Raw genomic sequence first — 16,578 nt, 5'->3', positions numbered from 1 at the left:
CCTTGGGCGTAGGGGCGCGCGCTGGCGCGCACGATGCGGCAAGCATAGCCGCAAGCGCGCGCGTTGCGCGATGCCTTATTGTGCGCGGCGCAGTACGTAGTGCGGGGCCAGCGGACCTGTAGGTCGGGTGCCGTCGCGGTACAGCATGGTCACCTGGTTTTCGCCCACGAAGTAGCGCTGGCTGTCGCCGGACGCGTCCAGGCGGATGGTGCTGCCGTCGGACTCCCAGCTGAATGTGCCGGTTACCACCTCGGGCTGCGGCTGGCGGTCCAGGTACTGGGTCTGTCTTTCGTAGCGGCCATCCTGTTCCAAGGTCAGGCGGGTTCGGATGCCCGGGCAGTCGGCGCAGGGCAGGGTGCCTTCGTAGCTGCCGGCCCAGTCCAGCGAATCGCGGGCGGTGTGGCTGTCGACGGGGGCGGAACCGCCGGCGCCGGGCCGGGAGGGCGCGCAGCCGGCGAGCAGGGCTAGCGTCAGGGCGCAGGTCAGGGTGGTTTTCATCATGGCGAGCTCCTGTTTGGCAAACCGGTCACGATACGGACAGTAACGGGGCGGTGCTGAAACGGGATGTAAAGCGCGGGGGCCGGCAGCGGCCGTGCATGCGCTACGCTACCTTATTTTCCAGGCGCACCGGCCCGGGCCTTCCCTCTTGAACAGGACGATTCCGATGAAAGGCGAACACCGTTACAACGTCACCGTCGACTGGACCGGCAACACCGGCTCCGGCACGTCCAGCTACGCGGCCTATTCCCGCGACCACGTGATCCGTGCGGCGGGCAAGCCCGATGTGCCGGGATCGTCCGATCCGGCCTTCCGCGGCGATCCCGCGCGCTGGAATCCCGAGGACATGCTGGTGGCGTCGCTGTCCGCGTGCCACAAGCTCTGGTATCTGCACTTCTGCGCGGTCGAAGGGGTGACGGTGGAGGCCTACCGCGACGAGGCCGAAGGCGTCATGGTCGAGGACCGCGAGCGTGGCGGCTTCTTCAGCGCCGTCACCTTGCGCCCCGAAGTGACCATCCGCGCTGGCGACGACGCTGCGCTGGCGACCGAACTGCACGAGCGCGCGCATCATTTCTGCTTCATTGCCAATTCGGTCAACTTCCCGGTGCGTTGCGAGCCGCGCATCGTGCAAGCTGCCTGAGGACCATCGCCATGCTGACCGTTTGGGGACGCCGCAGTTCATTCAATGTGCAGAAGGTGCTGTGGCTGGCGGGAGAGCTGGGCCTGGAGTACGAACATGTGCTGGCTGGCGGCGAGCACGGGCTGCTGGACACGGCCGAGTTCCGCGCCATGAATCCGCACGGCAAGGTGCCGCTGCTGCGCGATGGCGCGACGACGGTCTGGGAGTCCCATGCCATCCTGCGCTATCTGGCCGCGCGCGACGGCGCCGGCCGCTTCTGGGCGGACGACCCCGCGCAGCGGGCCGGCGCCGACGGCTGGATGGACTGGGCCCAGACCGCCTTGCAGCCAGCCTTTCTGATGGGCGTGTTCTGGGGCTATTACCGCACCCCCGAGGCGCAGCGCGACACGGCGGCCATCGAGCGCTCCATCGCCGCCACGCATGCCTGCCTGCGGCAACTGGACCGCGCGCTGGCGGACCGTCCGTATCTGGGCGGCGAAACCCTGGGCCTGGCCGACATTCCGGCGGGCACCACGCTCTACCGCTACTTCGAACTGGACATCCCGCATCCGTCCATGCCCCATCTGCAGGCCTGGTACGAGCGCCTGCATGCCCGTCCCGCCTATCGCGAACATGTGATGGTGCCGTTCGGGGAGCTGCGCGGGCGGCTGGCTTTCTAGCCGGATTTACAAATTTTCCGGCGGGCGATGTCACGTCATGGCAGGCTGTCTCGTCCTACGGGTAATGGCGCCGCATCCTGCGGCGCATGCCTACCTTGCCGGAGACCCGCCATGAGCACCGCCCGCCTGAACGCCTACACCGCCTCGCCCAAGGCCATGAAAGCCATGATCGCCCTGAACGACTTCGTCGAAAGCTGCGGCCTGGAGCACAGCCTGCTCGAACTGGTGAAGATGCGCGCTTCGCAGATCAATGGTTGCGCCTACTGCCTGCACATGCATTCCACCGATGCCCGTAAACAGGGCGAAACCGAAATGCGCCTGTACCTGCTGGATGCCTGGCGCGAATCTTCGCTGTACAGCGAGCGTGAGCGCGCCGCGCTGGCGTGGACGGAGTCGTTGACCAGACTTGCAGATACTCGCGCGCCGGACGCGGACTACGCCGAAATGGCAAGGCATTTCAACGAGGAAGAGCAGGTCAACCTGACCGTCGCCATCAACATGATCAATAGCTGGAACCGCATCGCAGTCGGGTTCCGCTCGCAGCATCCCAAGCACTGAGGCCAGGCCGTATGAGCGCGTCCGCCATTCCCGATGCCGTTGCCGACTTCGAGCCCCATCGCAGGCATTTGCAGGGCCTGGCCTACCGCATGTTGGGGTCATGGGCGGAGGCCGAGGACATCGTGCAGGACGCGTGGCTGCGCTGGCGCGACGCGGACCGCGGCCGGGTCGAGACGCCTCGCGCCTTCCTGTCGCGGACGGTCACGCGGCTGTGCCTGGACCAGTTGAAATCGGCGCGCGCGCGGCGCGAGGAGTACGTGGGGCCATGGCTGCCCGAACCCTTGCCCGACGCGGGCAGCTATGAGGCGGCGGGTGCGGGGGAGATTGCGCACGATCTGTCGGTGGCGCTGATGCTGGCGCTGGAGCGCCTGTCCGCATTGGAACGGGCCGCTTTCCTGCTGCACGACGTGTTCGACATGCCGTTCGCGGAGATCGCGGCGACGCTGGGCCGCAACGAGGCAGCCTGCCGCCAGTTGGCCGCGCGGGCGCGCAGCCGCGTGCGCGACGCGCGTCCGCGGTTCGCAGTGACGGAGCAGGAAGGCGCGCGCATCGCCGATGCCTTCTGGCAGGCATCGCGCGCGGGCGATGTGGATGCCCTGCGCAGCCTGTTGGCGCATGACGCCGTGCTGCATGCGGACGGCGGCGGCAAAAAGCTGGCCGTGTTCAGGCCCATTCTGGGCAGCGACAAGATCGCGCGTTTTTTTGCCGGTCTGGCGAAAAAGCCCAGCGGCCAGTTCCTGGACGCCGTGGTGACGCAATTGAACGGCATGCCGGGGGTGCTGGCGACCGAACTGGACGGTTTGCCCCGGTCGACCACGCTGGAGGTGCGCGACGGCAGGATCGCCGCCATCTACATCGTGCGCAACCCTGATAAGCTGCGCCATGTCGCGGCGCTGCCGCCGCAGCCGACCGCGCCCCAGGATGATTCCGCACCTCACTGACTATCCGCAGGACCTGCCCGTACTGGGGCTGGAAGGCTTGCGGCTACGCCCATTGCGGGAAGCAGACGCGGCCGATTGGCACGCATATCTGCGCGACGAGGCGGTCACGCGCCATACCAGCTGGCAGTTGGACGGACCGGATACGCTGGTGCGCCTGATCCGCGGTTATGGTCAGCCAGCGGTATCGCACAGCCTGCGCCTGGCCATCGTCACGCTGGACGGCGTCTTGGCGGGCACCATAGGTTTGAACGAGATCGCTGCGTCCGCGCGGCGCGCGGAGATCGCCTATGACGTCGCGCCGCCGTACTGGCGGCGTGGCATCGCCACGCGCGCCTGTGTGTCCGTGACCGAGTGGGCCTTGCGCGAGCTGGGCTTCGCACGCATCCAGGCTACCGTGCTGGATACCAACGTGGCGTCGGCCGGCGTGCTGGAACGCTGCGGTTTTCAGTGCGAAGGACTGATGCGCCGCTACCGCCTGGTGCGCGGCGAACCTCGCGACTTCTGGATGTACGCGCGGGTCGCTGCCGCGCAGGACTGACGCCCAACCAATTCGAGAAAACCATGACCTCCGCTTTGATCGTGATAGACGTGCAGCGCGCGCTGTTCGAGACGAATCCCGCGCCAGCCGATGCCGAGGCCGTGCTGGCCCGCATCAATGCGCTGGCCGGGCGTGCGCGCGCGGCTGGCGCGCCCGTCATCTACGTGCAGCACGAGAGCCCCGGCAGCGCCATGGATCACGGCCAGCCGGGCTGGCAGTTGGACTCGCGGCTGCAACCGGAGGACGGCGACGTCCGCGTGCGCAAGACCACGCCCGATTCCTTTTTGCGCACCGGTCTGGCCGATGCGCTGGCGCAAGCCGGCGCCACGCAACTGGTCGTGTGCGGCTACGCCAGCGAGTTCTGTGTGGACACGACCGTGCGCCGCGCGGCCGCGCTTGGATATCCCGTCACGCTGGCTGCCGACGCCCACACCACCCAGGACAAGCCGCATGCGCCGGGCGCGCAGATCCGCGCGCATCACAACGCGACCTTGTCATCGATCTCCAGTTTTGGCGTGAAGATCGCCGCCGTGCCTGCGGCGGACATCGTCTTCGCCGCCGCGGCTGCCCGGTGACCGCCATGGATCCTGAACTGCTGTCCTTGCTGGTCACGCGCACCATGCCCTTCGGCAAGTACCAGGGACGCCTGATCGCGGATTTGCCCGGGCCCTACCTGGCCTGGTTCGCGCGCAAGGGCTTTCCGCCGGGTGAATTGGGACGTCTGCTGGCCCTGATGCACGAGCTGGACCACAACGGCTTGTCTTCCTTGCTGGCGCCGCTGCGCCAGTCCGCGCCGAAGAAGTAGGGCGCGGCCCGCGTAGGGCAACCCGCCAGAGAAACCCCGGGAAACAACTGTGGCGGATTGTGTAGCGTCTTGGCACGCCGCGCGCCAGCGGCCGGGGATACCATAGTGCGGCATGCCCAGGGGCCCCGGAGCGCGCCCTGGACGTCAGTCCATTGAAGAGAGGTCGTCATGAAGAAACTCCACATTTCCGCCTTCCTGCTTGCCGCCTTGTGCGCGGCCGGCGCCGTACAGGCGCAGAATGCGGCGCCCGTCACGCAGGAATACCAGTACCCCAGCGTGCGCTCCAAGGACGGCAGCCTGTCGCCGCCTTCCACGTTGCGCATGACGGTCACGCCCGAAGCCGGCTCCGCGCCCGCGGTCATCCGCGACACGCCGGAAAGCCAGGCCCAGTACGTGCGCTGCCGCGAAGTGTCGGACCGCGCCGCCGTGTCGAACGCGCAGATGCAGGCCGGCGTGGCGCAGTGCCTGAAAGAGCTGGAGCAGCGTCGCCAGCAATAAGGCGCGCGCCGCCGCCCAACGGGCGGCTTTCCGTTCTGGTCAAACGGTAATAATATTCAATCTCATCAACAGCGCTGCCCGCCGCGACGGAGCCGCCATCTTGACCGCCGCCCATCCCGAACCTGATTGGACCGTATCGGCCGCCACGCCCGCTATTTCGCTGGCGGGCGGCACGCTGCGCTTTGGCCGCGACGAGCGCGTGCAGGAGCGCCTGGAGCCGGGCCTGAAGCTGGTGCTCGTGCTGGACGGGGACCTGCGCTATAGCGTGCGCGGCGCCGCGCCCACCCGCGTGAGCGGGCCCGCGCTGCACCTGAGCGTGTGCCAGGACGCCATGGGCATGGAGCACGAGTTTGGCGCCCATCAGTCCTTGCGCTTCGTGTCCCTGCGCACGGGACTGGACCATCTGCGCGATGCCTTTGCCATGGATCCGGCCCAATTGGCGGGCCTGCTGCGCGCGCCGCGGGCCGTTGGCGCATACGCCGAGGCCAATATGCGGGCGGACCGCAAGCTGGAGGCCTTGGGCCACCAGATGCTGGCCTGCCCGGTGCAGGGCGCGCTCAGGCGCATGTACCTCTCGGCCAAGGCGCTGGAACTGACCGCGCTTGCCTTGGGCGCGCTGCAGCCGGCGGAGCAGGGCGCTCCCGTGCGCGGCCTGACGCGCGCCGACGTGGAACGCCTGCATCACGCGCGCGACCTGGTTGCGGCGAACCTGCAGGACCCGCCCTCGCTGCCCGAACTGGCGCGACGCGTGGGCGTGAACGTCAACAAGCTCACCACCGGCTTTCGCAAGCTGTTCGGCCAGAGCGTCTACGCCTACGTGCGCGAGCGGCGCATGGAGCAGGCCCAGGCGCTGCTGGCCGAAGGCGCCTATACCGTGTCCGAGGCGGCCTACGCCTGCGGCTATACCGATTCGCACTTCACCAAGGCGTTCCTGCGCCGCTACGGCGTGCTGCCCAGCAGTGTCGCGCCGGGCCGCTAAGGCGTCGAAACTTCCGCAATCGCCAGCAAGACTTCCGCAATCGCCAACGCGCGGCCGCTGTCGTTCCTAGAATTACTTGAGAATTATTCTCAATAAAATTCTAAGAGGACAGGCAGTGCGAAAACAGGTGAAAACGGGGGCGCCGCGCAGGAACGCGGCGCGGGCGCGGCATTGGCCGCTGTGGCTGGCGGTGGCGGCGGGGCCGGCGCTGGCGCAGGAGGCCGCGTCGCTGCCGGCGGTGACGGTCAGCGGCGAGGGCGTGGCGCAGGACATGGCGACCCTCGGCAAACTGCCGCTGACGCTGCGCGAGATTCCGCAGTCGGTGACGGTGATCGGGCAGGAGCGGATGCGCGAGCAGAACCTGCAAAGCCTGGATGAGGTGATGCAGCACGCCACCGGCATCACGGTGCAGCCCTATCAGCTGCTGACCACCGCGTACTACGCGCGCGGCTTCAAAGTAGATTCGTTCGAGCAGGACGGCGTGCCCGTGCTGATGGGCAACATGGCGGCATCGCCGCAGGACATGGCGGTGTACGAACGCGTGGAGATCCTGCGCGGCGCCAACGGCCTGATGCATGGCGCGGGCAATCCCGCCGCCACGGTGAACCTGGTGCGCAAGCGGCCGCAACGCGAGTTCTCGTTCAACGGCTCCCTCAGCGCCGGCAGCTGGGATCGCTACCGTGCGGAGGCCGACCTGGGCGGCCCCTTGAACGACAGCGGCAGCGTGCGCGGCCGCATCGTCGGCGCCGTGGAAGACCGTGGTTATTTCTATGACGTCGCGGATCAGCAATCGGCGCTGCTCTACGCAATAGGCGAGGTGGACCTGGGGCCGGACACGGTGCTGTCCGCCGGCCTGCAGACCCAACGCATCCGCTCCACCACCAACATGGCCGGCGTGCCGCGCTACAAGGACGGCGGCGATATCGGCCTGAAGCGCTCGACCTACCTGGACGTGGCCTGGGACCGCTTCAACTGGGATACGACGCGCGTGTTCGCGGACCTGGAGCATCGCTTCGGCCAAGGCTGGAGCGCCAAGATCAGCGCCAATTACCTGACCGCGGACAGCAACCTGAAGTACGCCGGCGCCTATGGCGCGATAGACCGCCAGACCGGGTTGGGTTCCTCCTTGATGGGCGCGGCCTACAAGTTCGACAACACCCAGGCCAGCGTGGACGCCTATGTCGGCGGCCCGGTGCAACTGTTCGGCCGGCGCCATGAACTGCTGTTGGGCGGCAATGCCCAACGCACCACGTCCGAGCAGTACAGCGCGGACCTGACGCCCTATCCGAACGTGCCGGTCAACGTCTTCGACTGGGATCCGCACAGCGTGCCCGAGCCTGGCGTGGGGCCGTACACCTCGCCCGGGGAGACCCGGCTCAAGCAGCAGGGCGTCTACGGCATGGGCCGCTTTTCGCTGGCCGATCCGGTGACGCTGGTGCTGGGCGGACGCATGAGCTGGTGGAACCAGAGCGCGCCCCGCGCGCGCCAGCGCATCGATCCGGAGTTCACGCCCTATGGCGGGCTGATCGTCGACCTCGACCGCCAATGGTCGCTGTATGGCAGCTATGCACAGGTCTTCCAGCCGCAGGGCGAGCTGACGCGCGACGGCCAGCCGCTGGATCCCATTACCGGCACCAACTACGAGGCCGGCGTCAAAGGCGAACTGGCGGACGGCGCCTTGAACCTGTCGCTGGCCGTGTTCCAGATCCAGCAGAAGAACCGCGCGCAGGAGGACCCGGCATGGCCATGCGTGGGCCGCAACTGCTACTACATCTCGGGTGGGGAAGTGCGCAGTCGTGGGATCGAGGCTGAAGCCTCCGGCAGCATCACGCCCTACTGGACGGTGGCCGCGGGCTACACCTTCAACACCAGCAAGTACCTGACGGATTCGGAATCCGGCGGACAGCCGTTCGCGCGCTTCACGCCCAAGCACATCTTCCGCCTGTGGACCAACTATGCCTTGCCCGGCATGGAGCGGCGGCTGAGCGTGGGCGGCGGGCTGCAGGTGCAGTCGGGCTATTCCACGGTGTCCGGTCCCGTCACGCTGCGCCAGGGCGGCTATGCGCTGGTGGACCTGCGCATGGCCTATCGCGTGGACAAGCACGTGACCGCGGCGCTCAACGTCAACAACCTGTTCGACCGCGGCTATTACCAGAGCCTGTCGGGCACGGCCTGGAACAACCGCTACGGCGAGCCCCGCAACGTCATGCTGACCCTGCGCGCCGAATACTGATGACCCGCGGCGGACGCCCACCGCGCGCGTCCGCCGGCAATGAGAAGGAGAGATCGATGAGTGCACCCGATACCGGGCCGGTGTTCGACTGGCTGGACCACTTCGTGGCGCTGGGGCGCGACGGCGCCATGCGCGACGTGGGCCGTCTGCGCCGCCTCGCGCCGCAGGACGAATGGCTGGTCGGCATCAAGGCCGTGGCCAGCGACGCCGACGTGCATGGCGATGTGTGGGAGCGCCACCCGGCCGGCGATGAAATGCTCTGCGTGCTGGAAGGGCGCGTGGTGGTCACGCTGATGGCGGAGGACGGCGTCCAGACCGACATGCTGCTGGATACCCGGCGCAGCGCCATCGTGCCGCGCGGCGTGTGGCACAGGCTGCACGTGGCCTGTCCCGGCAAGATCCTGTTCGTGACGCCGGGGCAGGGCAGCGAACACCGTCGCGCGGATGCGCCGCAATCCCGCAGCCCCTTGTTGAAGGAAATCTGAAGTGAACCGTATTGCAGACGCACGCATGTTCGTGATGATAGGCGCCTTGTATTTTTCCCAAGGCATACCGCTGGGCGTGGCCATGGAGGCTTTGCCCACGCTGCTGCGCCGCGACGGCGCGGACCTGCACGCGCTGGCCTGGCTGCCGCTGGTCGGCCTGCCGTGGGTGCTGAAGTTCCTGTGGGCGCCCGTGGTCGACAACCGCTGGACCCGCGCCATGGGCCGGCGGCGCAGCTGGATCCTGCCGATGCAGGCCGTGGTGCTGGCCTGCCTGCTGGCGCTGTCCTTGCTCGGCATCGATGCCGCGGGGGCGGCCTGGGTGGTCGCCTTGATGGCGCTGGCTTCGTTGGCCAGTGCGACGCAGGATATCGCCACCGACGGCCTGACGGCGGAGCGCTTCCAGGGGCAGGATCTGGCGCGCGCCAATGCCGTGCAGGTGGGCGGCACCATGGTGGGCTTCTTCTTCGGCGGACCGGGTTGCCTGGTACTGGCCGGCCATATCGGACAGACCGGGGCGTTGCTGACCCTGGCGGCCGTGGTGGCGTTCAGCCTGCTGCTGGCGGCCGCCTGGCGTGAAACCGAACTGGCCATGCCCGCGGCCAGGCGCCGCGCCACGCTGGGCGCCTTCGTGCGCCGCCCCGGCGCCTGGGCCCTGGCCGCGGCCGCCTTCCTGTCGGCCATGACGGCGGTGGCGGGCTATGGCCTGTCCAAGCTGTTCCTGGTGGATGCGGGCTGGGCGGTCGAGGCCGTGGGGCGCGTCGGCATGGCGGGGGGCGTGGTGACGGTGCTGCTGGGCTGCGGCGGTGGGGCATGGCTGATCGGCCGGCTGGGCGCGCGCGCGGTTCTGGCGCTGGGCCTGGCTGCCTCGGGCGCGGCCGCGCTGGCCTGGATGGCGCAGGCCCAGGGCTGGATGCCGTCGCAGGCGGGCAGCGCCCTGGGCGCGCAGGCGCTGGGCGCGTTCGGCGCGGGCGCCGCGTCCGTGGCCCTGATGACGCTGGCCATGCGCTTTGCCAGCCGCGGCGAGCAGGCCGGCACCGACATGACTGCGGTGCAGAGCGCGCGCGACCTGGGCGAGATCCTGACCTCGTCCCTCATGACCGGGCTGGCGGCCCAGGTCGGCTACGCGGGGGGCTTTGCCAGCGGCTTGCTGGTGGCGGCCGCGACGCTGGCGTTCACGGCCAGGGCGCTGGCGCGCACGGGCTGATATGGCGATTCTGGCGGTTGCGGCTACACTTATGCGCCGTTTTGCTTTCAGCCCCAGAATTCCCCATGATTTCCACCGCATGCGGCGTCGACTTCGGCACGTCCAATTCCACCGTGGGCTGGAGCCGCCCCGATCAGCGCGCGCTCCTCGCCCTGGAAGACGGCAAGACCACCTTGCCCTCGGCCATTTTCTTCCATGACGAAGACGCCGAAGTCAGCTATGGCCGGGCCGCCATCTCCGACTACCTGGCGGGCTACGACGGGCGCCTGATGCGCTCGATGAAGAGCCTGCTGGGCAGCTCGCTGATCGACGGCTCGACGGAAGTGCAGGGCCGTTCGATTCCGTTCCGCGTCCTGCTCACGCGCTTCATCGCCGAACTCAAGCGCCGCGCGGAAACCGCAGCGGGGCGCGGCTTCACGCGCGCCGTGCTGGGCCGGCCGGTGTTCTTCGTGGATGACAATCCGGCCGCCGACCAGACCGCCCAGGACACGCTGGGCGAGATCGCGCGCAGCGTCGGCTTCACCGATATCGAGTTCCAGTTCGAGCCGCTGGCCGCCGCATTCGATTATGAATCGCAGATCGACCGCGAAGAACTGGTGCTGGTCATCGACATCGGCGGCGGTACTTCCGATTTCTCGCTGATCCGCCTGGGGCCCGGCCGCGCCACCAAGGCCGACCGCCGCGAAGACATCCTGGCCTACGGCGGCGTGCACATCGGCGGGGTGGACTTCGACAAGCAGCTCAGCCTGGCGCACGTGATGCCCATGCTGGGGCTGGGCAGCCAGCTGCGCAGCGGCAAGGATGTGCCCTCCACGCAATACGGCAACCTGGCCTGCTGGCACACCATCAACCAGGCCTATACGCGCAAGGCCGCCGAACATTTCGCCTACATCCGCGCCGAGGCCGGCGACCGCGAGAAGATCGACCTGCTGCTGAACCTGGTCAAGCAGCGCGCCGGCCACTGGGTGGCGGTGCAGGTCGAAGAGGCCAAGATCGCACTGTCGGAGACGCCCGCCGCGCGCATCGACCTGTCGCGCATCGCGCCGGAGCTGGGCGTGGACGTGACGCGCCCCTCGTTCGACGCCTGCGTGGGCCGCCTGATCGAAAAGGTCGAGACCACGGTGGGCGCGTTGCTGCGCGACGCCGGCGTATCGACCGCGGACGTGGATACGGTGTTCTTCACCGGCGGTTCCAGCCGCGTGCCGCGTTTGCGCGAATCGGTGTCAGCCCTGGTGCCGGGCGCGCGCAGCGTCGAAGGCGACCTGTTCGGCAGCATCGGCGCCGGCCTGGCGCTGGACGCCCGCCGCAAGTTCGGCTGAGCCGCTCAGGCGGCCAGCATCGAGGGTACGCGGGCCGCCAGCGCGTCGATGGCGGCCCGCGTCTTGGACGGCAGGTAGCGCGCTTGCGGCCAGACGGCGTGCACCTCTTGCGCGGCCAGGCGATCGCCGTGCATCAGCACGTCCAGCTCGCCGGTGCGCACATAGTGCGTCAGCATCCAGCAGGGCAGCCAGGCGAGCCCCGCGCCGGCGATGGCGGCGTCCGCGATGGCTTGCAGGTCGTCCAGGCGCAGGCACGGACGCGGGCGCAGCTGCAGTACCTGGCCGTCGGGCCCATGCAGCGCCCAGGCCTTGTCCACGCCGTTGCGCGTGTAGACGATGGCGGCATGCCGCTGCATCTCATCCACGGTGACCGGGCGGCCATGTGCCTGGATGTATGCGGGAGAAGCCCCGATGCCCATGGTCTGCATGCCCAGCCGCCGCGCGGCCAGGCTGGCGCTGTCGGGCAGCTCGCCCACGCGGATGCCCAGGTCGTAGCCTTCCTCGATCAGATCGACCACCCGGTCGTTGAATGAAACCTCCACCTGCAGTTGCGGATGCTGCTGTGCCAGTTCGCGCAGCACGGGCGCGACGCAATGGCGGCCGAACACCAACGGCGCGTTGACGCGCAAGCGACCCTGGGGCTCGCGCCGGCCGCTGTCCAGCTCGGCCTCGGCGGTCTGCAGTTCGGCCAGCGCGCGCACGCAACGGTCGTAATAGGCCTGGCCATCGTCGGTCAGGCTTTGCTGGCGGGTGGTGCGGTGGAACAGCCTGGCGCCCAGCCGCGCCTCCAGCCGCGCGATGGACTTGCCCACCGCGGAGCGCGTGAGGTTCAGGCGTTGCGCCGCGAGCGCGAAGCTGCCTGCTTCCACGGCCTGAACGAAGACTTCGATGCCGCTCAGCCGGTCATAGGTGATCGCTGTAGCCATCATGGACTCCCTGCATTTATTGGTTCCTGGTGGGATTCGATGAAATGAAAAACATTCGCCACTAGGGAAATTGGTTCCCATATATCTTATCGGTACTTGACCGTCACGGATAGCCGCCAATGGCGGGCGGCGGTCTTTTTTGCCGCCGGGCCGCCCCAAGGCAAAAAAAAAACCCCCTTGGGGGGCAGCAAGCCGAAGGCGCAGCGTGGGGGCCTTTTTTGAATCGATAGGAGAAACAACATGCAGGCATACACCGTCACCAGCGGCAAGGACATCGCTTCGCTGGAGCGCGTCACGCGCCAGCCTCGCAGCCTGGGGCCGTTGGAGCTGCGCGTGCGCATCAAGGCCGTGTCGCTGAACTACCGCGACCTGATGGTGGCGCGCGGCGAGTATCTGAAGGGTTCGGGCGATCCGGTCATACCCGCCTCCGACGCCGCGGGCGAGGTGATCGAGGTGGGTGCGGGCGTGAGCCGGTTCAAGGTCGGCGACCGCGTCATGGGCGCATTCATGCCGGACTGGATCGATGGCGAGCCCACGCCTGCCACGGTGGCGCTGGCGCCGGGCGCCGCCACCGACGGCCTGCTGTCCACCGAGAGTGTGTTTGCCGAGCACGCCCTGGTCGCAACGCCGGCATCCTTGAGCGACGAGCAGGCCTCGACCCTGCCTTGCGCCGCCGTCACCGCATGGAACGCGCTGTTCGTCGCCGGACGCGCCAAGGCGGGCCAGACGGCTTTGTTCCTGGGCACGGGCGGGGTTTCCATCTGGGGCCTGCAACTGGCCAAGGCAGCCGGCATGCGCACCATCATCACCTCGTCCAGCGCGGACAAGCTGGCCCGCGCGCGCGAGCTGGGCGCGGACCTTACGATCAACTACCGTGAAACGCCGCAATGGCAGGACGAAGTGCTGCGCCTGACCGGCGGCGAGGGCGCCCACGTGGTGGTGGAAGTCGGCGGCGAAGGCACGCTCGAACGTTCCGTCGCGGCCGCGCGCATGGGAGGCACCATTGCGGTCATCGGCGGCGTCAGCGGCTTCGCGGCCGTGCCGGTCGCGCCCTTGGCGTTGATCGCGGGCGTCAAGCGGCTGGAAGGCATCTTCGTCGGCAGCCGCAAGATGCTCGAGGACGTGGCGCGTTTCGTCGACGTGGCGCGCATCGCGCCGGTCATCGACCGCGTCTACTCGTTTGCCGAAGCGCGCGAGGCGTTCGAGCACCTGGCGTCGGGCCGGCACTTCGGCAAGCTCGTCATCCGCGTCGCGGAGTAGGCGTCATCGGGGAAGGCGGGCGGCGATGGTAAGCTCGTGCTGCCCGCGCGGACTGGCCATCATCCGCGCGTCCCTTGAGGTATCCGACCCGCCATGACCCGCAAGCCCGATTCCCATCTCGAAGAAAAACTCGTCGCCAGCGAGGCGCCATACAACGGCGCCTTCCTGAAGATCCGCCGCGACACGGTCAGCCTGCCCAACGGCAACACGGCCACGCGCGAGTACGTGGTGCATCCGGGCGCGGTGGTGGTGATCCCGCTGCTGGACGATGGCCGGGTCCTGCTGGAGCGTCAGTTCCGTTATCCCATCGGACGCGTGATGACCGAGTTCCCGGCCGGGAAGCTGGATCCGGGCGAGGATCCGCTGGCCTGCGGCAAGCGCGAGCTGCTGGAGGAAACCGGCTATACCGCGGATCAGTGGGCGCATGCGGGAGCGCTGCACCTGGCCATCGCGTATTCCACCGAGATCATCCATATCTACTTCGCCCGCGGCCTGCGCGCCGGGCCTCGCCAATTGGACCAGGACGAATTCCTGGATGTGATCAGCGCGGATCCCGCCGAGCTGATCGAGGCTTGCGCCAAGGGCGAGGTCACCGACGCCAAGACGCTGACCTGCGTGTTGTGGATGCAGAACGTGCTGTCCGGCGCCTGGCAGCTGGACTGGCAGGACAACGCGGGCTGAAGCCCGGTCCGGAATCTGTCCAGACATGTCCGCATTTCCCGTTCTGGTGCAGCCCGCCGGCCTGCGCTTTGACGCGCCGGCCGATACCTCCGTGCTGCTGGCGGCGCAGGCGGCCGGCATCAAGCTGCCCAGTTCGTGCCGTAACGGCACATGCCGCGCCTGCATGTGCCTGCTGCTGGAAGGCGAGATCTCGTACCGCATCGAGTGGCCGGGGCTGTCGCGCGACGAGAAGGAAGAAGGCTGGATCCTGCCCTGCGTGGCGCAGGCCGAGTCCGCCCTGGAAATCCAGGCGCCCCTGGCCGCGCCGATCGAGGCCGCGCCCGTTGCGCCGCCGCGCCCGCTTACCGGGGCGCGGCGCTAGCGCCTGCAATCAGCGCCGCGGCGGCCATGGCGACGCCCATTCCCAGCGCCATGCCGGCCGCCATTCCGCCGAATGGCGCGACGCTCGCGGCCAGCGCCGCCGCCATGCCCCATTGAGCCCCTGCCAGCATGCCCAGCCCCATCGCCAGCGCGCAGGCCAGCCGCGCTGCCATGCGCGGCGCGCCCGGCAGTGGCAGTAGCGCGGCAAGCAGCATGGCTGCGCTGCTGGCGGGCATCAGGGCCGCATGGCGCCACGCTTGGTCCAGCAGCCCGCCGGACGCCCCGCACAGGCTGGCCAGCAGCGCCGCCGGCGTGCGCAGCGTGTCTGCCCACAGCCCCGCGGCCATGGCTGCGGTGCAGGCCAGCCACAGGACGGCGGCGTCGGAGGCCACGCGGACTGCATCGCCGGGCTTGCGCCTAGCCGCAGGCGTGGCAGGCGTGCGGCCGCGCGTCGTCGTAGCGGTCATGGTGGCGTACCCAGTCGCCCAGGTTGAAGTGCGGGCCGTTCTCGTTGCGGCCCAGGGGCGCCAATTCCAGGTAGTTGTAGGCCCCGGCCAGCCTTTCCACGCCGCGCGAGAAGCTTGAATAGGTATGAAAGATCTCGCCGTCCGGGTCGCGGAAGAACGCGCTGGCGCCGGAGTTTTCCTCCATGCTGCCGTCGGCCTTGGGCACGGAGGCCAGCAGGTCGAAATTGAAGTCGCAGCCTTCGGACGAGTACCAGGGGAACTGCCAGCCCATGCGGCGCTTGAAGGCCTCCAGCTTGGCGTAGGGGGCTCGCGACACGGCGACCACCGTCACGTCATGCTGGCGCAGGTGGATGAGCGCGCTGTCCATGTGGTCGGCCAGGAACGAGCAGCCCACGCAGCCTTCCTCCCAGTCCGGGCCGAACATGAAGTGGTAGACGATGAGCTGGCTCCTGCCCTGGAACAGCGCGGCCAGGTCCACGGAGCCGGCCGCGCCCTGGAAGCGATAGGGCTTGTCCACTTTGACCCAGGGCAGGGCCATGCGCTCGCGGGCCAGCGCGTCCTGGGCACGAGTCAGTTCTTTTTCGCGGCGCAGCAGCGCCTCGCGCGCGATGTCCCATTGCGCTCGGGATACGACGGGGTGATCGGTCTGCATCGTGTGTCTCCTTGGAACGGGCCGGCAGGCCCGGGTAGGGCGAACGGCGGGGATTCAGGCCGGCTTCGCCAGATGGGCCGCCAGCCGTTCCAGCGCGCCCAGCCAGCCATGCTGGTGGCTGTCGCGGGTGGCCTGGTCGACGAACGGGGTTTGCAGGAAGGCAAGCTCGGTGCCGCCGCCGGCAGGGGTGAATTCCAGGGTGATCAGCGAGACTTCCACGGGCGTATCGCGCCAGGCCCAGGTAAACACCAGGCGGCGCTGCGGTTCGACTTCGCGGTAGTGGCCGCTGGCGTGGTGCTCCAGCCCGTCCTCGGTGGCGAATCCCACCTGATAGGCGCCGCCCACGCGCACGTCGGTTTCCGCCCGCAGCACCTTGCGGGTTTCGGCGGGACCGAACCATCGCATCAGCGCTTGCGGGTCCGTCCAGGCGCGCCAGACGCGTTCGACGGGGGCGTCGAAGCGGCGTTTGAGGCGGAGTTCGATGGGGGCTGTTTCGCCTCGGGTGCTTCGTTTTTCCATGGGTGGACCTCTTCCTCGTGGTACAGGTAGCGCGCCAGCGAATCCAGCTGCCCGTTCCAGAACTTCTCGTAGCGGGCCAGCCAGTCGGATGCCGCCCGCATGGGTTCGGGCGATAGCGTGCAGTTCACGACGCGGCCGTCTTTGGCGCGGGCGATCAGGCCGGCGTCTTCCAGCACGCGCAGATGCTTCATGAAAGCGGGCAGGGACATGGCGTGCGGCCGGGCCAGCTCGCTGACCGAGGCCGCGCCTTGTTCCAGGTCGGCCAGCACCCGGCGCCGCGTGCCGTCTGCCAGGGCCGAAAAGATGCTGTCCAGCGTGTCGTCTTTAAACTTAACCATAGGGTTAAGTATTAAGCC

22 protein-coding genes are annotated in these 16,578 nt (G+C 68.5%); 16 read left to right on the top strand and 6 right to left on the bottom strand.

Going from position 1 to position 16,578, the window contains the following annotated elements; all coding sequences use genetic code 11:
- Positions 1 to 75: 75 nt before the first annotated feature.
- A complete protein-coding gene (locus tag IB268_RS24635; RefSeq protein WP_054452565.1) occupies positions 76 to 501 on the bottom strand; it encodes a copper resistance protein NlpE in 426 nt (141 codons plus the stop codon).
- Positions 502 to 664: 163 nt separating this feature from the next.
- Between IB268_RS24635 and IB268_RS24630 the strand changes: the two genes are divergently transcribed.
- The 13 genes from IB268_RS24630 to IB268_RS24570 all read left to right on the top strand — a co-directional run bounded on the left by IB268_RS24630 (position 665) and on the right by IB268_RS24570 (position 11,357).
- Complete coding sequence (locus IB268_RS24630; protein ID WP_192354933.1) at positions 665 to 1,138, top strand: OsmC family protein; 474 nt, start codon at positions 665 to 667, stop codon at positions 1,136 to 1,138.
- An 11-nt stretch (positions 1,139 to 1,149) separates the two neighbouring features.
- Positions 1,150 to 1,797, top strand: coding sequence for a glutathione S-transferase family protein (locus IB268_RS24625; protein ID WP_192354932.1), 648 nt, complete (start codon positions 1,150 to 1,152; stop codon positions 1,795 to 1,797).
- Positions 1,798 to 1,908: 111 nt separating this feature from the next.
- A complete protein-coding gene (locus IB268_RS24620; protein ID WP_054452557.1) occupies positions 1,909 to 2,355 on the top strand; it encodes a carboxymuconolactone decarboxylase family protein in 447 nt (148 codons plus the stop codon).
- An 11-nt stretch (positions 2,356 to 2,366) separates the two neighbouring features.
- Positions 2,367 to 3,296 (top strand): sigma-70 family RNA polymerase sigma factor, encoded by a 930-nt coding sequence (locus IB268_RS24615; protein WP_192328636.1) that lies wholly within the window; start codon positions 2,367 to 2,369, stop codon positions 3,294 to 3,296.
- Positions 3,277 to 3,834 (top strand): GNAT family N-acetyltransferase, encoded by a 558-nt coding sequence (locus tag IB268_RS24610; RefSeq protein ID WP_192354931.1) that lies wholly within the window; start codon positions 3,277 to 3,279, stop codon positions 3,832 to 3,834. Before IB268_RS24615 ends, IB268_RS24610 begins: the two co-directional genes overlap by 20 nt.
- Before the next feature lie 23 nt (positions 3,835 to 3,857).
- On the top strand, positions 3,858 to 4,409 hold the full coding sequence (locus IB268_RS24605; protein ID WP_192328630.1) for a cysteine hydrolase family protein: 552 nt from the start codon (positions 3,858 to 3,860) through the stop codon (positions 4,407 to 4,409).
- Positions 4,410 to 4,414: 5 nt separating this feature from the next.
- Positions 4,415 to 4,639: a DUF3820 family protein gene (locus IB268_RS24600; protein ID WP_041655832.1), complete on the top strand. Its 225-nt coding sequence runs from the start codon at positions 4,415 to 4,417 to the stop codon at positions 4,637 to 4,639.
- Between the two features lie 168 nt (positions 4,640 to 4,807).
- Positions 4,808 to 5,137 (top strand): hypothetical protein, encoded by a 330-nt coding sequence (locus tag IB268_RS24595; RefSeq protein WP_054452546.1) that lies wholly within the window; start codon positions 4,808 to 4,810, stop codon positions 5,135 to 5,137.
- A 100-nt stretch (positions 5,138 to 5,237) separates the two neighbouring features.
- Positions 5,238 to 6,116: an AraC family transcriptional regulator gene (locus IB268_RS24590; RefSeq protein WP_192354930.1), complete on the top strand. Its 879-nt coding sequence runs from the start codon at positions 5,238 to 5,240 to the stop codon at positions 6,114 to 6,116.
- A gap of 115 nt (positions 6,117 to 6,231) precedes the next feature.
- A complete protein-coding gene (locus IB268_RS24585; RefSeq protein ID WP_302476944.1) occupies positions 6,232 to 8,349 on the top strand; it encodes a TonB-dependent siderophore receptor in 2,118 nt (705 codons plus the stop codon).
- A gap of 56 nt (positions 8,350 to 8,405) precedes the next feature.
- A complete protein-coding gene (locus tag IB268_RS24580; protein WP_119449271.1) occupies positions 8,406 to 8,834 on the top strand; it encodes a cupin domain-containing protein in 429 nt (142 codons plus the stop codon).
- 25 nt (positions 8,835 to 8,859) lie between these two features.
- On the top strand, positions 8,860 to 10,038 hold the full coding sequence (locus IB268_RS24575; protein ID WP_054452541.1) for a RhtX/FptX family siderophore transporter: 1,179 nt from the start codon (positions 8,860 to 8,862) through the stop codon (positions 10,036 to 10,038).
- Positions 10,039 to 10,103: 65 nt separating this feature from the next.
- The gene (locus IB268_RS24570) at positions 10,104 to 11,357 is read left to right on the top strand and encodes an Hsp70 family protein (RefSeq protein ID WP_054452538.1); all 1,254 of its coding nucleotides are present in this window, start codon (positions 10,104 to 10,106) and stop codon (positions 11,355 to 11,357) included.
- Positions 11,358 to 11,362: 5 nt separating this feature from the next.
- On the opposite strand, the gene IB268_RS24565 is transcribed toward IB268_RS24570, so the two are convergent.
- A complete protein-coding gene (locus IB268_RS24565) occupies positions 11,363 to 12,283 on the bottom strand; it encodes a LysR substrate-binding domain-containing protein (RefSeq protein WP_192354929.1) in 921 nt (306 codons plus the stop codon).
- Positions 12,284 to 12,523: 240 nt separating this feature from the next.
- On the opposite strand from IB268_RS24565, the gene IB268_RS24560 reads away from it, so the two are divergent.
- The 3 genes from IB268_RS24560 to IB268_RS24550 all read left to right on the top strand — a co-directional run bounded on the left by IB268_RS24560 (position 12,524) and on the right by IB268_RS24550 (position 14,585).
- A complete protein-coding gene (locus tag IB268_RS24560) occupies positions 12,524 to 13,543 on the top strand; it encodes an NAD(P)-dependent alcohol dehydrogenase (protein ID WP_119449272.1) in 1,020 nt (339 codons plus the stop codon).
- Positions 13,544 to 13,636: 93 nt separating this feature from the next.
- Positions 13,637 to 14,224, top strand: coding sequence for an NUDIX domain-containing protein (locus IB268_RS24555; protein ID WP_054452535.1), 588 nt, complete (start codon positions 13,637 to 13,639; stop codon positions 14,222 to 14,224).
- A gap of 25 nt (positions 14,225 to 14,249) precedes the next feature.
- Positions 14,250 to 14,585 carry a 2Fe-2S iron-sulfur cluster-binding protein gene (locus tag IB268_RS24550; RefSeq protein ID WP_054452532.1) on the top strand — a complete coding sequence of 112 codons (336 nt, stop codon included), beginning with the start codon at positions 14,250 to 14,252 and terminating at the stop codon, positions 14,583 to 14,585.
- Here IB268_RS24550 and IB268_RS24545 read toward each other — a convergent pair.
- Genes IB268_RS24545 through IB268_RS24530 form a run of 4 tightly spaced genes read right to left on the bottom strand, consistent with a single transcriptional unit; the run spans position 14,566 to position 16,560 of the window.
- Positions 14,566 to 15,051 (bottom strand): hypothetical protein, encoded by a 486-nt coding sequence (locus tag IB268_RS24545; RefSeq protein ID WP_225588761.1) that lies wholly within the window; start codon positions 15,049 to 15,051, stop codon positions 14,566 to 14,568. The two genes, IB268_RS24550 and IB268_RS24545, sit on opposite strands and share 20 nt — an antisense overlap.
- Complete coding sequence (locus tag IB268_RS24540) at positions 15,002 to 15,703, bottom strand: DUF899 domain-containing protein (protein WP_054452529.1); 702 nt, start codon at positions 15,701 to 15,703, stop codon at positions 15,002 to 15,004. Before IB268_RS24540 ends, IB268_RS24545 begins: the two co-directional genes overlap by 50 nt.
- A 54-nt stretch (positions 15,704 to 15,757) precedes the next feature.
- Complete coding sequence (locus IB268_RS24535) at positions 15,758 to 16,222, bottom strand: SRPBCC domain-containing protein (RefSeq protein WP_192354928.1); 465 nt, start codon at positions 16,220 to 16,222, stop codon at positions 15,758 to 15,760.
- Complete coding sequence (locus IB268_RS24530; protein WP_119449275.1) at positions 16,108 to 16,560, bottom strand: helix-turn-helix transcriptional regulator; 453 nt, start codon at positions 16,558 to 16,560, stop codon at positions 16,108 to 16,110. The genes IB268_RS24535 and IB268_RS24530 overlap by 115 nt, the downstream gene beginning before the upstream one ends.
- Between the last annotated feature and the right edge of the window lie 18 nt (positions 16,561 to 16,578).

It is taken from the genome of Achromobacter sp. ACM01, assembly GCF_014851745.1.
In the GTDB taxonomy this organism is placed as follows: domain Bacteria; phylum Pseudomonadota; class Gammaproteobacteria; order Burkholderiales; family Burkholderiaceae_B; genus Achromobacter; species Achromobacter aegrifaciens.
This window is presented reverse-complemented; position numbering and strand designations above follow the sequence as displayed.

What these genes read in the sequence shown, in the direction of transcription:
- IB268_RS24635 (WP_054452565.1), bottom strand. Translation starts at nt 501, where the DNA reads ATGATGAAAACCACCCTGACCTGCGCCCTGACGCTAGCCCTGCTCGCC.
- IB268_RS24630 (WP_192354933.1), top strand. Translation starts at nt 665, where the DNA reads ATGAAAGGCGAACACCGTTACAACGTCACCGTCGACTGGACCGGCAAC.
- IB268_RS24625 (WP_192354932.1), top strand. Translation starts at nt 1,150, where the DNA reads ATGCTGACCGTTTGGGGACGCCGCAGTTCATTCAATGTGCAGAAGGTG.
- IB268_RS24620 (WP_054452557.1), top strand. Translation starts at nt 1,909, where the DNA reads ATGAGCACCGCCCGCCTGAACGCCTACACCGCCTCGCCCAAGGCCATG.
- IB268_RS24615 (WP_192328636.1), top strand. Translation starts at nt 2,367, where the DNA reads ATGAGCGCGTCCGCCATTCCCGATGCCGTTGCCGACTTCGAGCCCCAT.
- IB268_RS24610 (WP_192354931.1), top strand. Translation starts at nt 3,277, where the DNA reads ATGATTCCGCACCTCACTGACTATCCGCAGGACCTGCCCGTACTGGGG.
- IB268_RS24605 (WP_192328630.1), top strand. Translation starts at nt 3,858, where the DNA reads ATGACCTCCGCTTTGATCGTGATAGACGTGCAGCGCGCGCTGTTCGAG.
- IB268_RS24600 (WP_041655832.1), top strand. Translation starts at nt 4,415, where the DNA reads ATGGATCCTGAACTGCTGTCCTTGCTGGTCACGCGCACCATGCCCTTC.
- IB268_RS24595 (WP_054452546.1), top strand. Translation starts at nt 4,808, where the DNA reads ATGAAGAAACTCCACATTTCCGCCTTCCTGCTTGCCGCCTTGTGCGCG.
- IB268_RS24580 (WP_119449271.1), top strand. Translation starts at nt 8,406, where the DNA reads ATGAGTGCACCCGATACCGGGCCGGTGTTCGACTGGCTGGACCACTTC.
- IB268_RS24575 (WP_054452541.1), top strand. Translation starts at nt 8,860, where the DNA reads ATGTTCGTGATGATAGGCGCCTTGTATTTTTCCCAAGGCATACCGCTG.
- IB268_RS24570 (WP_054452538.1), top strand. Translation starts at nt 10,104, where the DNA reads ATGATTTCCACCGCATGCGGCGTCGACTTCGGCACGTCCAATTCCACC.
- IB268_RS24565 (WP_192354929.1), bottom strand. Translation starts at nt 12,283, where the DNA reads ATGGCTACAGCGATCACCTATGACCGGCTGAGCGGCATCGAAGTCTTC.
- IB268_RS24560 (WP_119449272.1), top strand. Translation starts at nt 12,524, where the DNA reads ATGCAGGCATACACCGTCACCAGCGGCAAGGACATCGCTTCGCTGGAG.
- IB268_RS24555 (WP_054452535.1), top strand. Translation starts at nt 13,637, where the DNA reads ATGACCCGCAAGCCCGATTCCCATCTCGAAGAAAAACTCGTCGCCAGC.
- IB268_RS24550 (WP_054452532.1), top strand. Translation starts at nt 14,250, where the DNA reads ATGTCCGCATTTCCCGTTCTGGTGCAGCCCGCCGGCCTGCGCTTTGAC.
- IB268_RS24545 (WP_225588761.1), bottom strand. Translation starts at nt 15,051, where the DNA reads ATGACCGCTACGACGACGCGCGGCCGCACGCCTGCCACGCCTGCGGCT.
- IB268_RS24540 (WP_054452529.1), bottom strand. Translation starts at nt 15,703, where the DNA reads ATGCAGACCGATCACCCCGTCGTATCCCGAGCGCAATGGGACATCGCG.
- IB268_RS24535 (WP_192354928.1), bottom strand. Translation starts at nt 16,222, where the DNA reads ATGGAAAAACGAAGCACCCGAGGCGAAACAGCCCCCATCGAACTCCGC.
- IB268_RS24530 (WP_119449275.1), bottom strand. Translation starts at nt 16,560, where the DNA reads ATGGTTAAGTTTAAAGACGACACGCTGGACAGCATCTTTTCGGCCCTG.